We start from the raw sequence: 13,220 nt of genomic DNA, 5'->3' as shown, positions 1-13,220 counted from the left end.
CACTTCTCTGTAACCGATAAATTCTAAAACAGAAATCGATTATTATAGCGGGTTGCGCTCCGTTGAAGGGCGCAACCCGTTTCATGTCAATCAGTTACACGTTGGCCATCATTGTTGAAAACATGCACGTTTCCAGAGGAAGCGCCAACTCTGACAGTCTCATCAATGTTATGTGCCGACCGCCCGGCAACGCGGAAGATAAGCGGCTTGCCATCTGGCAAAGCAGCGTGGATGTAGCTTTCTGCACCGACGAGTTCGACAGCTTCAATACGAATGGTTGCATTAAATCCGTCAGCATCCGGCTCGCTATCTTCCAGAATACGGATATCCTCTGGGCGAACGCCGATGGTGAAACTCCCGTCAGGTTTTTGCACCGCGCTGCCGGTCGCCCAACCGGTGCTTTCTGTGCTTTGCAGCAGGTTCATTGATGGGGAACCGATAAATGTCGCGACGAAGGTGGAGGCAGGTTTTTCGTAAAGCTCAATCGGCGTGCCAACCTGTTCGATATGGCCGGCATTCAGCACGACAAGACGATCAGCCATGGTCATGGCCTCCATCTGGTCGTGTGTCACGTAAACGCTGGTGGTGCCAAGCGAGCGCTGCAGGCGCTTTATCTCGACACGCATCTGCACGCGCAGTTTCGCGTCCAGATTGGACAATGGTTCATCAAAGAGGAAAGCTGCCGGTTCGCGCACAATGGCGCGCCCCATGGCGACACGCTGGCGCTGACCACCAGAAAGCTGGCGTGGTTTGCGCTCAAGAAAAGGTTCGATTTCCAGCGCTTTCGCAGCCTTGGCGATGCGGCGCTCGATTTCGTCCTTTGGTGTCTTGCGGTTCTTCAGACCATAGGCAAGGTTTTCCCGAACCGTCATATGCGGATAGAGCGCATAGTTCTGAAACACCATGGCAATATCGCGTTCTGCGGGTTCTACTTCGTTGACCACGCGATCGCCAATGGAGATTGTGCCGGATGTAATACCTTCGAGACCCGCTATCATGCGCAGGAGAGTGGATTTACCGCAGCCTGAAGGGCCTACCAGCACCACAAATTCACCGTCGTGAATCTCCAGCGATACGCCTTTGATGACTTCTACATTGCCGCCATAGCTCTTGCGGACGTTATCAAGAACGATTTTGCTCATTACTTTTCCGTTTCAACGAGACCTTTGACGAACCAGCGCTGCATCAACACCACAACGAGGATCGGTGGAATGATGGCCAGAATGGCTGTTACCATGACGTAGTTCCACGGTGTGGATGCGTCAGCCCAATCGACCATGCGGCGCAGGCCGATGATGATCGTGTTCATCTTGGCATCATTGGTAACGAGTAGTGGCCAGAGATACTGGGTCCATCCGTAAATGAAGAGAATGACGAAAAGCGCTGCAATATTCGTCTTCGAAAGGGGGAGCAGGATATCCCGCATGAAACGGAATGGTCCGGCATTATCGATACGTGCTGCTTCAACCAGTTCACCCGGAATGGTAAGGAAGAACTGACGGAACAGGAATGTCGCTGTCGCGGATGCCATCAATGGCAGCGTAAGCCCAGCATAGGTATCGATCATGCCGAGGTCCACGATCACCTTGTAGGTCGGCAGAATACGAACCTCCACAGGCAGCATCAACGTTATGAAGATCATCCAGAAGAAGAACATGCGCATCGGAAAGCGGAAAAACACAATCGCGAAAGCCGACATGAACGAAATGATGATCTTGCCGACGGCGATTGCCATTGCAACCACGAACGAGTTCCAGAGAAGTCGTTCAAGACTTACACCAACAACACGCTCCACACCGCCAAAGATGGCTTCGCCGTAGTTTTCGACGAAATGGTCGCCGGGCAACAGCGAGATTGGCGGGCGAATGATCTGCGTTGACGTCATCGTTGAAGCGACGAAGGTGTAGTAGATCGGAAAGGCAACAATAATGATGCCTAGGATCAGGATCAGATGGCCGATCAGGCTGGAGATTGGGCGTTTTTCTATCATTGTCGCCTCACTCACGAATAATGCACGCGCTTCTCAACGAAGCGGAACTGGAACGCTGTCAAGGCAATCACGATTGCCATCAAAATAACTGACTGTGCCGAGGAAGAACCCAGATTCAGATTGACGAAGCCATCGTTGTAAACCTTGTAGACCAGCGTTTCGGTGGCTTTGGCAGGCCCGCCGCCGGTCACGGCATGGATGATGCCGAACGTGTCGAAGAAGGCGTAAACCGTATTCACGACCAGCAAGAAGAAGGAGGTCGGTGCAAGAAGTGGAAATACGATAGACCAGAATCGCCGTGCGCCGCGCGCGCCATCAATGGCTGCTGCTTCGATCAACGATTTAGGAATTGCTTGTAAGCCTGCGACAAAGAACAGGAAATTATAGGAAATCTGCTTCCAGGCCGCGGCAACGACGACGAGGCCCATAGCCTGATTGCCGTCAAGCAGCGGATCCCATGCAATGCCATTACGGCGCAGAATATACGCAAAAGTACCCATCGCTGGGTTGAACATGAAGAGCCACAACATGCCGGCTACAGCAGGAGCTACGGCATAGGGCCAGATCAGGAGCGTACGATAAAATGTCTTTCCACGGATGACGCGATCTGCTGCCGTTGCAAGCAACAATGCTGCGCCCATGGCAAGCAGCGCGGTCAGAACATTAAAGACAATCGTTACTCTGAATGAATGTAGATAGTTCGGGTCGGCCAGAACGGTTGTGAAGTTCGCAAGGCCTACAAAAGTAGACTTCAGCCCGAATGCGTCTTCACGCATGAAAGACTGATAAATTGCCTGACTGGCTGGCCAGAAGAAAAACACCACAGTCAGAACGATCTGCGGGGCCAGCAGGAAGTAGGGCAAGATTTTATTTGGAAAGGTAACTTTCTGCACGGGGAGCTTCCTCGTGGGTGACAAGGCCGCCCACCACAAGGGCAGGCGGCGTTGTGTTTATGTGATCAATTATTGAGCTGCGGCAATCGCGTCGTTGGCGCGCTTGACAGCGTTTTCAAGTGCAGTTTTCGCATCCTGCTTGCCGCCGAGCATTGCTTCGAACTCTTCGTTCAGAATATCGCGCACCTGCGGCAAGTTGACGAGACGCACGCCCTTCGAATTTTCGGTCGGCGCCTTGCCCATCATCTGCAGGATAGGCGTTTCGCGGCCCGGATTCTTTTCATAGAAATCCGACTTCTTGGTTTCCTCGTACGCCGCCAGTGTTACAGGCAGATAGCCGGATTTTTCGTGCAGCTTGACCTGAATTTTGGTTTGCGAGAGGAAGTTGAAGAATTCTGCGACGCCCTTGTATTGTTCGTCGCTAAGGCCTGCGAAGACCCACAGAGATGCACCGCCAGGGATCGTATTCTGCGGGCCGTGACCTTCGTAGTAAGGCAGCTGGCCGATGCCGTAATTGATACCCGACTTAACAACATCGCCGAGGCCGCCGGAGGATTCGGTCAGCATTGCGCATTCACCAGAGGTGAAAAGCTGCTTGGCTTCCGATGTGCGGCCGCCGTAGCGGAACGTACCGTCTTTCGCGAGATCGGCAATCGACTGGAAGTGCTGAATGTAAAGCGGCGAGTTGATTTCGAGCTTCACATCGGTGCCGCCGAGACCGTTTTCATTCGTGCCATAAGGAACGTTGTTCCAAGCCGCGAAGTTTTCGGTCTGAATCCAGGTCAGCCATGTGGAAGTGAAACCGCACGGTGCCGCACCGCTGGATTTGATCTTCTTGGCAGCTTCGAAAACTTCAGGCCAGGTTTTCGGCGGATTGTTTTCGTCGAGGCCAGCCTTCTTGAAGGCATCCTTATTGTAATAGAGGATTGGTGACGAGGAGTTGTACGGAAAGGACAACATGGTTCCGTCTCGCTTCGAATAGTAAGCGACGATGCCAGGCAGATACTGCGACTTGTCGAACTTGAAGCCACCCTTTTCCAGAACTTCTGCAGCTGGAACCATTGCGCCTTCGGCTGCCATCATAACACCACTACCGGCGTCGAAGACCTGAAGGATCGCGGGGGGCTGCTTGGAACGGAACGCGGCAATGCCGGCATTCAGCGTTTCAGGATAAGTTCCCTTGTAGACAGGAACAATCTTGTATTCGCTCTGGCTTTCGTTGAACTCCTTCGAGAGTTCATTGACCATTTCGTTGTTGGCACCGGTCATGCCGTGCCACCATGCCAGCTCCGTCTGGGCAAATGCCTGAGAACTGATGGTGAGGGCGAGGGCGCTTGTCAGCGCCGAAGTCGTGATCAGACGGATAAGCATGTTTCCTCCTCGAGTGTGAGATTGCGTGAACATTTGAGTTCCTTGGTGATGGTCTCAAAGCCCCGACATCTGCAATATTTTCATTGCACCTATATGAATGCAATTTTTGCCAAAGGATCAACCTTCGATTCTTCCAATGGCAGAATAAATCCGAAAACGATAGCGTTCAAAACGAAAAAAACCGAAAGGAAAGTGATATTCGTGGGGAGAACATGCGCATAATTAATGGGTTGGGAACGCCAAGTAATGCCATTTCCGCATGATGACTGCTGGTTCGCCGTTCAACGGATTGACCAATGTGCAAGACTGAACTGATATATGCCTTTCGAATCTGACCGGCGGTTTTATTGAGTTTTGTCTTCAACCGGATCGGACATTGCCCAACTTGCTGACAGGTGAAGTTATGCCGAGTGACGATCGCAGGAAAAGTCGCGTTACGCTGCTGGATGTGGCACGCCATGCCAACGTATCGCGCGCGACGGCTTCCCTTGTTATCCGCAAAAGCCCGTTGGTGGGAACAGTAACGCGCGAAAAAGTAGAGAAAGCCCTTCAAGAGTTGGGCTATGTCTACAATATGGGGGCTGCTAGCCTCCGGGTAGAGAGATCGAATACGGTTGGCGTCATCGTACCCACCCTTGGCAACCCGTTTTACGGCGAATTGCTTTCAGGAATAGACAGTGTTGTGGGTGAAGCAGGGCTGGTCGTTCTTCTCGCCAATAGTCACGAGAACTTCACCAATCAGAGTACCCTTATGCAGCGTATGCGTGAGCATGGTGTTGATGGCGTGATCGTTTCGCCAACAGCGGAAACAGCACCGGAGTTCGTCGAGCAGCTTGCTGACTGGGGCTTGCCTATTGTGCAGGTGTTGCGTCATGTGACCGATCGTGTCGATTACGCAGGCGTTGATTACGCGGGTGGTATGCGGCAGGCGGTTAATCATCTGGCTACACTTGGGCACAGGACAATCGCATTCGCTGTGCACGGGCCGATTCATTCCGCTTACCGCGAACGTGTCGAAGGTTTTCGCGAGGCAATGCAACAACAAGGGCTCGATCCTGAGATGATTGTCCGCTTTCCGCAGACGATGCCGGATATCGCTAAAGCGGCTCCGCTTCTCTTTCAGGACGGCCGGGAGCCGACAGCTGCAATCTGCTTCAATGACGTGATTGCGCTAGGCCTTTCGGCAGGGCTTTATGATTGCGGGAGAATGGTTGGTGGGGATTTTTCGTTGATCGGCTTCGACGATGTAAGCGATGCTGAAGCGACCCGCCCCCGGTTGAGTTCCGTGTCAACCCGACCTGTTACAGTTGGTGAGAATGCCGCTGGATTGCTTCTTTCCCGTTTGGCAAACCCGGAAAAACAGGCGCAGCGGATCATCAGTGAAACATATTTGCGAGTTCGACAGTCCTGTGGACCGGTGAGAGCCTCTGTTATCTAATCCCAATTAATGATTGACGTATGAGGCAAAACGCATTTAGATCGATCTAAATTATTGATGCCGGGAGGAGAAATCGGCACAATTGCGTACCGGGAGGTTCAGCATTGTATAATTTCAACTTCGCGCCTGTTTTCGCGGCGATGGATAAGTTGCTTGTCGGCGCGTGGCAGACAATTGAATTGTCTTGCGCGGCGATGGTGCTCGGCCTGATTGTTTCGATAGTCTGCGCGCTTGGGAAGACGTCTGGACCAAAGCCAGTACGCTTAATCATTGATGCCTATATCGAAATTATCCGCAACACGCCGTTTCTGGTGCAGATTTTCTTCATCTTCTTTGGATTGCCTTCTGCTGGTTTGCGATTGTCGCCCAACAGTGCAGCGCTTCTTGCGCTGGTGGTGAACTTCGGCGCTTACGGTACCGAGATTATTCGTGCCGGCATTGAATCCATTCATAAAGGTCAGGTGGAAGCAGGAACCGCACTCGGTCTCTCAAAGCTGCAAGTGTTCCGTTATGTGATCATGAAACCAGCTTTGCGGACGGTTTATCCGTCACTCACCAGCCAATTTATCTATCTGATGCTGACTTCGAGTGTGGTCTCCGTAATTTCCGCAAACGAACTTGCCGCGGCGGGTAACGATCTACAGTCGGCGACCTTCGCGAGTTTTGAGGTCTATATTGTTATCACGCTCATGTATCTCGTCATGTCCATCGGTTTCTCGGCCATTTTCTCAGTGATCGAGAAGGTGGCTTTTAAATACCCGTTGAGCCGATAGGAGCGGGCCATGATCAGACCTTTCGGCTGGAACGAATTTCTCATTATCGTCTATGCAGCGCAGTGGACCATTGCTCTTTCGGCTATTGCCTTTGTCGGCGGTGGCATCGGAGGGCTGCTTGTCGCGCTGATGCGTGTTTCGGACGCTCGCGCCCCACGTTACATCGCACTCGGCTTTATCAGGCTGTTTCAGGGTACACCGCTTCTGATGCAGCTCTTCCTGGTGTTCTTCGGCCTTAATATTTTCGGTCTGGGTATCAACCCCTGGATTGCTGCGACGATTGCGCTGACATTGCATGCAAGCGCTTTTCTCGGAGAGATTTGGCGCGGCTGTATTGATGCAGTGCCGCCCGGCCAACGTGAAGCGGCGACGGCATTGGGGCTGCGCTACTACAATCGCATGCGCTATGTGATCCTGCCACAAGCCGCACGCATTTCGGTTGCGCCGACAGTGGGCTTTCTCGTGCAGCTCATCAAAGGCACTTCGCTTGCCGCGATCATCGGATTTACAGAACTGACGCGACAGGGACAGATCATCAACAATGCGACGTTCAGCCCGTTCATGGTGTTTGGCACGGTAGCGGCTGTCTATTTTGTCCTATGCTGGCCGCTATCGATTTTGGCACGCCGAATGGAAACGAGGTTTTCTCGCGCTACAGCTCGGTAATTGGGGGGCTTCGGGAAGACGATCAGTATTTCCGACCGAATGTAAACCAACATGGCGTCAGGAAATGCATTGAAAATAACGAAACGGTGCCGGTGAGGAGACTGGTACTTAATAGGGAAGGGATAAACATGACTATTACCAGACGTTTGGCAATGGCCCTGATTGGTGCGGGTGCCCTTGCAACGGCGTTGGCACCGGCTGCATTCGCTCAGACCGTTGACGACATCAAGTCCGCTGGAAAAATCAAGATCGGTATGCTGGTCGACTTTCCGCCATTTGGCATCATGAACACCAGCAATGAACCGGACGGGTATGACGCCGATGTCGCGAAGTTGCTGGCGAAGGAGCTGGGCGTCGACGCACAGATCGTGCCAGTCACCGGTCCAAACCGTATTCCTTATCTGCAGAGCGGACAGGTGGACGTTCTGGTTGCCTCGCTGGGCATCACCGAGGAACGGGCAAAGAGCGTTGATTTCTCGCAGCCTTATGCTGGTATTTCGATTGGCGTATTCGGACCGAAGGACACCGTTGTTACAAAGCCGGAGGAGCTTTCTGGCAAATCGATCGGTGTCGCTCGTGCTTCAACACAGGACACGGCAGTAACCAAGGTAGCGCCGCAGGACGCCAACATCCGTCGTTTCGATGATGATGCGAGCGCAGTGCAAGCCCTGCTTTCGGGACAGGTTGAGTTGATAGGGCTCTCCAATGTCGTGGCTGCCGAAATCGAAAAAGCTGCTCCGGGCCGCTATGATCAGAAAATCCAGCTCAGCCAGCAAGTACAGGGTATCGCTGTTCGCAAGGGGGCGACGGAAATGCTCGAATTCGTCAACAAGTTCATCGAAAAGGCAAAGAGCGACGGCGAACTGAACAAGATTCATGAAAAGTGGCTCGGTGCGCCACTGCCGGATTTTGTCTCTCAGGCAAAGTAAGCTCTCGAATTCCGTCATGCCCGTCCATCCGACGGGCATGACGATCCAGTCCACGAAAGTGAGTTTCTCGACATGAACCAGATGGCTCAGGGAAAAGCGAACCGGTTGCCGCAGGATGCTTCAGATCCTGCAGTGCTCATGCAGGGAGTAAACAAGTGGTACGGCACTTATCATGCTCTCAGAGATATTGATCTGAATGTCGCTCGCGGTGAACGCATTGTTATTTGCGGTCCGTCTGGCTCGGGGAAGTCGACCCTCATCCGTTGTATCAATCAGCTGGAGACCATTCAGAAAGGCCGCATCATTGTAGACGGCCACGATCTGACGGCAGGTGGAAAGAATGTAGATATCGTCCGGCAGGAAACGGGCATGGTTTTCCAGCAGTTCAACTTGTTTCCGCATATGACGGTGCTTGAGAATTGCACTTTGGCTCCGATGAAAGTGCGTGGCGTTTCGAAAGTTGAAGCTGAGAAGACAGCGCGCAAATACCTCGAGCGTGTCCGCATTCCTGAACAGGCGGATAAGTATCCGGCCCAGCTATCGGGTGGCCAGCAACAGCGTGTGGCGATTGCCCGTGCGCTATGCATGAATCCCAAGATCATGCTTTTTGATGAGCCGACTTCTGCACTCGATCCTGAAATGGTCAAGGAAGTTCTGGACACCATGATCGATCTCGCCAAGGAAGGCATGACCATGCTCTGCGTTACCCATGAAATGGGTTTCGCGCGGCAGGTGGCAGATCGTGTCATCTTCATGGATCAAGGACAAATTCTTGAAATGGCGGAGCCGGAGGAATTTTTCGGCAATCCGAAGCATGAGCGCACGAAGGCATTTATCGGTCAGATTTCCTGAGCGTCTCTAGTAGTTTAGTAATGGAGTTTGAAGTGACGAACGAAGTTCTGCTTATCGAGCCGATGATGCCGTTGATCGAAGAGCGATTGGATGCATCTTACAAGATTCTTCGTCTATACAAGCCGGAAGACACGACGGCGATTGACGCGGCACTTGGCACCATTTGTGCTGTTGTTACCGGTGGCGGAACGGGGCTTTCCAATGGTTGGATGGAGCGTCTGCCATCGCTCGGCCTCATTGCCATCAACGGCGTTGGGACGGACAAGGTCGATCTTGCTTTTGCGCGGGATCGCAATGTACATGTCAGCACCACACCTGGCGTTTTGACCGATGATGTTGCCGACACAGGCATTGCTCTCATGCTGGCGGTTATGCGCCATGTTGTTCAGGGCGATCAATTCGTGCGGGAAGGCAAATGGGAGCGCCGTGAAGTATTTCCTCTTGGCGTTAGTCCCAAGGGGAAGCGGGTTGGCGTCCTGGGCCTTGGCCAGATCGGAAAGTCGTTTGCACGACGTGCAGAAGCATTCGGCATGGAAGTACACTATTGGAACCGCTCTCCTGTCGCGGGCACAAACTGGATTGCCCATGCAACGCCCGCGGAACTAGCGCAGCAGAGCGACGTACTCGCAGTGTGCGTCGCGGCTAATCCGTCGACGGCGAATATTGTGAACGCGGATGTGCTAGCAGCACTTGGAAGCAAGGGTTATCTAATCAATGTGGCCCGGGGCAGTGTGGTTGACGAAGATGCGCTTCTGGCTGCTTTGAATAACGAAACTATAGCCGGTGCCGGTCTTGATGTTTTCGTCAACGAACCTACGATCAGGGAGGATTTTCTGTCCGCACCAAACACCGTGCTGATGCCGCATCAAGGCAGCGCAACGGTTGAAACACGTGTCGGAATGGGTGAGCTCGTACTCGCCAATCTTGCCGCATATTTTTCCGGCGATGTCCCACCCACCAAAGTAAACTGAGTTATTCCCATGATTGTCAGGCAGGCCTTTTTTGAAGGCGCTATTCATTCTGGGCGCGAGGATGCGTTCAAAGCTTATGTCGCGAATATTCTTATGCCGATGTGGCTTGAATTTCCGGGAATCAGGGAAGTCCGAGTTCTTTATGCTGTCGAACGCGATGAAGGTGCGCCAGCCTATCCGATGGTGCTGTGGACCCAGTATGACAGTAGGGAAGCTTTGGCCAAAGCGCTTGCTTCACCTGTGCGATATGAAAGCCGGGAGGCAACGAAGGGGCTTCTGGAAATGTTCGACGGTCATATCCACCATCATGTTTTCGATCTCACCCTACGAGGGTGAGATCGTTTCTATTTTTCCCTTAAGCACCCCAGGTACGCTCAAGCACATTGATCCAGTTTGCATGGGCCAGCTTTACGATGGAAGCATCGTCGTAGCCGTGTTTACGGAAGGCGTCTATGACGAGCTGGAGATCACCGACATCGCGAAGCGTGGAAGAAATCGTGGTGCCGTCAAAATCGGAACCCAGAGCCAGATGGTCGATCCCGATGCGGTTGACAATGTAATCAGCATGGCGAACGAGTTCACTCAGATCCGTATTCGGATCGCGTTTTCCATCTTCGCGCAGGAATGAAACGCCAAAGTTAAGCCCGACGAGACCGCCAGTATCGCGAATGGCATCCAGCTGCTTGTCGGTCAGGTTGCGGCTTTGCTGGCAAAGCGCGTGCGCATTTGAATGCGAAGCCACGAGCGGCGCATCGGAAATTGCCGCTATGTCCCAGAAGCCTTTCTCGTTCATGTGGGAAAGGTCGACCATGACTTTGAGTTCATTGCAGGCGCGAATGAGCGCTTTGCCATGATCGGTGAGGCCCGGGCCGATGTCAGGCGACGCCGGAAACCGGAACGGGATGCCATGGGCAAAAATATTCGGACGGCTCCAGACAGGCCCAAGCGTTCTGAGGCCTGCCTCATGCAATACATAAAGGGCATCAAGGTCTTCGCTAAAAGCCTCCACACCTTCGATATGATAGACAGAAGCAAAAATGCCGTTGGCAAAGGCATCACGAATATCGGCTGCAGTTTTGCAAATACGAACCTTGCCTTCTGACGCCCGTTCGATTTTCAGAAGTACTGCCGACATGGCGAGCGTTGCCTTCATCGCATCCGTCTGGCTCGGAGTCGCCAGATTGCCATTAGTGTCGAGTTCTCGTGAAGGCGAGGGCACATATACGGCGCACAAGCCGCCGCCGAGCCCACCCTTCTGCGCGCGTGGAAGGTCGATATGGCCGACATTTTCTCCTTCAAGAAAACGCTTTTCAGGCGAGGAAGCATGCGATGACCACAGGCGCAACAGCACGTCGTTGTGACCATCGAAAACGGGTATCTTCTGTTCTGTCGCCATGGGGAAGCCTTTTCAAAATCAAGTCTGGTATTTGAGAGGGGTGATGGACCCAAGCGAGAAGAATTGCAAATGCGATTTCGGTCACTTGATATGACGGCCCTGCATGAAGGGCTATTCTTTCTTGCAAAAGCTCTCCTTTAGTTTGCCCTCATGCAAACTCTGCATAGGGAATGCAAAATTCTGCATTGGCCCCTGCCTCCGCTGACGTGATAGCGGGAAGCTGGAAAAATATATCCAGAGATAGAACGCTGTCGATAAGCGCCCGATGTCAGGGAGCCATTCAGAAAGCGTTGCAAGAGGAGCTCTCAATGATTTCAAGACGCGGTTTTCTGGCAGGTGCGGCTGCCGTTCCTTTCCTGTCCTATGCGAGCATTTTGCCTGCCATTGGAGCCGGGCGTCAGGATATTCTGGTTGTGGCCCAGCAGCTCGACAATATGACCAGTCTTGATCCGCATGAGAGCTTCGAAGCTGTCGGCAGCGAAGTCTGCAACAACATGTACCAGCGTCTGGTACATCCAAGCCTTTCCAATCCGGACCAGGTGGAAGGCGGCGTTGCTGTTTCCTGGGAAGCCGACGCTGATGGGAAGGTCTTCATCTTCAAGATCGATCCGAATGCAAAATTTGCAAGCGGCGCGCAGATCACGGCTGAAGATGCTGCTTTCTCGCTGCAGCGTGCGATCAAGATGAACAAGGGCCCGGCTTTCATCATTGGCCAGTTCGGTTTCACGCCAGAGAATGCAGAAAAGAACATCGTAGCGACCGATCCGTCGACATTGTCTCTGACGGTCGAGCAGTCGACATCGCTGCCGTTCCTGCTGTATTGCCTGTCGGCAAGCGTTGCCAGCATCGTGGAAAAGAAAACCGTTCTGGAAAATGCATCCGGTGACGATCTCGGTAACGGCTGGCTTCAGAAGAACAGCGCCGGTTCGGGCGAATGGGTTCTCGTTTCCTGGAAGCCGAGCGAAAGCATCATCCTGAACGTTAATCCACATGGCGCATACAAGGGCAATGTGAAGCGCATCCTTCTGCGTCACGTCGCGGACCCGTCTTCGCAGCTCTTGATGCTTCAGAAGGGTGATGTCGATATTGCCCGCAATCTGACGTCCGAGCAGTTGCGGGTTCTTCAGGGCAATGGTGATTTCGAGCTCGTCACCAAGGCAATCGCGGGCATTGGCCTGATGTCTCTCAATCAGAAGATTGAAAAGCTTACTAATCCAAAGCTCTGGCAGGCGATCAAGTGGGCGGTCGACTATCAGGGCATTCAGAAGAACATCGTTCCGCTGACGCACAAGGTGCACCAGACCATCATCCCGGAGGGTTTCCCCGGTGCGGTTAACGAAACGCCATTCCAGAAGGATTTGGAAAAGGCGAAAAGCCTGATGCAGGAAGCTGGTCTTGCCGATGGTTTTACCATCAAAATGGATCATTATTCTGCTCAGCCTTGGCCGGATATCGCACAGGCCATTCAGGCGAACCTCGCCGAAATTGGAATCAAGGTCGAACTTCTGGCCGCAGAGAACCGTCAGGTCCTCACCAAAATGCGTGCTCGCGAGCACGAAATTGCGCTGACCGCCTGGGGTTCTGACTACTTCGATCCGAACACTAATGCCGACGTTTTCTGTAACAATCCGGATAATTCGGATAATGCGGCTACCAAGCCTTTCGCCTGGCGCTCGTCCTATCAGAACGAGGAGTTCGCGAAGAAGTCGATTGCAGCCCGCGATGAACGCGATTCAGCAAAGCGCATCGAACTCTATGAGAATCTGCAGCGCGAATTCATGAACGATAGTCCGTTTATCGTGATGCTTCAGACCGTTACCACAGCTGCCTGCCGCAAGGATGTTACCGGAATGCGTCTCGGCGTCTTGTCCGATTCTCATTCCTATGCAGGGATCGCCAAGGCGTGAAGAAAAGCCTCAAGAACCTGACCGGTATCCTGAG

13 protein-coding genes are annotated in these 13,220 nt (G+C 53.0%); 8 read left to right on the top strand and 5 right to left on the bottom strand.

The window, feature by feature from the left end; translation table 11 throughout:
• Nucleotides 1-86: 86 nt before the first annotated feature.
• From OANT_RS19400 to ugpB, 4 genes are all read right to left on the bottom strand, one after another.
• Nucleotides 87-1,142 carry a sn-glycerol-3-phosphate import ATP-binding protein UgpC gene (locus OANT_RS19400; protein ID WP_012093124.1) on the bottom strand — a complete coding sequence of 352 codons (1,056 nt, stop codon included), beginning with the start codon at nt 1,140-1,142 and terminating at the stop codon, nt 87-89.
• Entirely contained in the window at nt 1,142-1,990 is an 849-nt protein-coding gene (gene ugpE / locus OANT_RS19395; protein ID WP_010658939.1) for a sn-glycerol-3-phosphate ABC transporter permease UgpE, read from the bottom strand. The genes OANT_RS19400 and ugpE overlap by 1 nt, the downstream gene beginning before the upstream one ends.
• An 11-nt stretch (nt 1,991-2,001) precedes the next feature.
• Entirely contained in the window at nt 2,002-2,883 is an 882-nt protein-coding gene (gene ugpA, locus OANT_RS19390) for a sn-glycerol-3-phosphate ABC transporter permease UgpA (RefSeq protein WP_010658938.1), read from the bottom strand.
• 69 nt (nt 2,884-2,952) lie between these two features.
• On the bottom strand, nt 2,953-4,254 hold the full coding sequence (ugpB, locus tag OANT_RS19385; RefSeq protein WP_012093123.1) for a sn-glycerol-3-phosphate ABC transporter substrate-binding protein UgpB: 1,302 nt from the start codon (nt 4,252-4,254) through the stop codon (nt 2,953-2,955).
• Between the two features lie 403 nt (nt 4,255-4,657).
• On the opposite strand from ugpB, the gene OANT_RS19380 reads away from it, so the two are divergent.
• The 7 genes from OANT_RS19380 to OANT_RS19350 all read left to right on the top strand — a co-directional run bounded on the left by OANT_RS19380 (nt 4,658) and on the right by OANT_RS19350 (nt 10,219).
• Nucleotides 4,658-5,692 carry a LacI family DNA-binding transcriptional regulator gene (locus tag OANT_RS19380; protein ID WP_012093122.1) on the top strand — a complete coding sequence of 345 codons (1,035 nt, stop codon included), beginning with the start codon at nt 4,658-4,660 and terminating at the stop codon, nt 5,690-5,692.
• 104 nt (nt 5,693-5,796) lie between these two features.
• Nucleotides 5,797-6,465, top strand: a complete 669-nt coding sequence (locus OANT_RS19375; protein WP_010658935.1) for an amino acid ABC transporter permease — start codon at nt 5,797-5,799, stop codon at nt 6,463-6,465.
• Nucleotides 6,466-6,474: 9 nt separating this feature from the next.
• Entirely contained in the window at nt 6,475-7,131 is a 657-nt protein-coding gene (locus OANT_RS19370) for an amino acid ABC transporter permease (protein WP_010658934.1), read from the top strand.
• Nucleotides 7,132-7,259: 128 nt separating this feature from the next.
• Nucleotides 7,260-8,060 carry a transporter substrate-binding domain-containing protein gene (locus tag OANT_RS19365; protein ID WP_012093121.1) on the top strand — a complete coding sequence of 267 codons (801 nt, stop codon included), beginning with the start codon at nt 7,260-7,262 and terminating at the stop codon, nt 8,058-8,060.
• A 72-nt stretch (nt 8,061-8,132) separates the two neighbouring features.
• Nucleotides 8,133-8,912 (top strand): amino acid ABC transporter ATP-binding protein, encoded by a 780-nt coding sequence (locus tag OANT_RS19360; protein ID WP_012093120.1) that lies wholly within the window; start codon nt 8,133-8,135, stop codon nt 8,910-8,912.
• A gap of 20 nt (nt 8,913-8,932) precedes the next feature.
• On the top strand, nt 8,933-9,883 hold the full coding sequence (locus tag OANT_RS19355; protein ID WP_012093119.1) for a 2-hydroxyacid dehydrogenase: 951 nt from the start codon (nt 8,933-8,935) through the stop codon (nt 9,881-9,883).
• A gap of 9 nt (nt 9,884-9,892) precedes the next feature.
• Nucleotides 9,893-10,219 (top strand): hypothetical protein, encoded by a 327-nt coding sequence (locus tag OANT_RS19350; RefSeq protein WP_012093118.1) that lies wholly within the window; start codon nt 9,893-9,895, stop codon nt 10,217-10,219.
• A 19-nt stretch (nt 10,220-10,238) separates the two neighbouring features.
• Here the strand turns inward: OANT_RS19350 and OANT_RS19345 are convergent, their stop codons facing one another.
• On the bottom strand, nt 10,239-11,279 hold the full coding sequence (locus OANT_RS19345; protein WP_012093116.1) for a dipeptidase: 1,041 nt from the start codon (nt 11,277-11,279) through the stop codon (nt 10,239-10,241).
• A gap of 308 nt (nt 11,280-11,587) precedes the next feature.
• Here OANT_RS19345 and OANT_RS19340 point away from each other — a divergent pair, with 308 nt between their 5' ends.
• Nucleotides 11,588-13,186: an ABC transporter substrate-binding protein gene (locus OANT_RS19340; protein ID WP_012093115.1), complete on the top strand. Its 1,599-nt coding sequence runs from the start codon at nt 11,588-11,590 to the stop codon at nt 13,184-13,186.
• Nucleotides 13,187-13,220 lie beyond the last annotated feature (34 nt).

Origin of the sequence: Brucella anthropi ATCC 49188 (genome assembly GCF_000017405.1) — a bacterium.
GTDB classification, from domain to species: domain Bacteria; phylum Pseudomonadota; class Alphaproteobacteria; order Rhizobiales; family Rhizobiaceae; genus Brucella; species Brucella anthropi.
The sequence above is the reverse complement of the archived record's forward strand: the minus strand, read 5'-3'. Positions and strand labels throughout refer to the sequence as shown.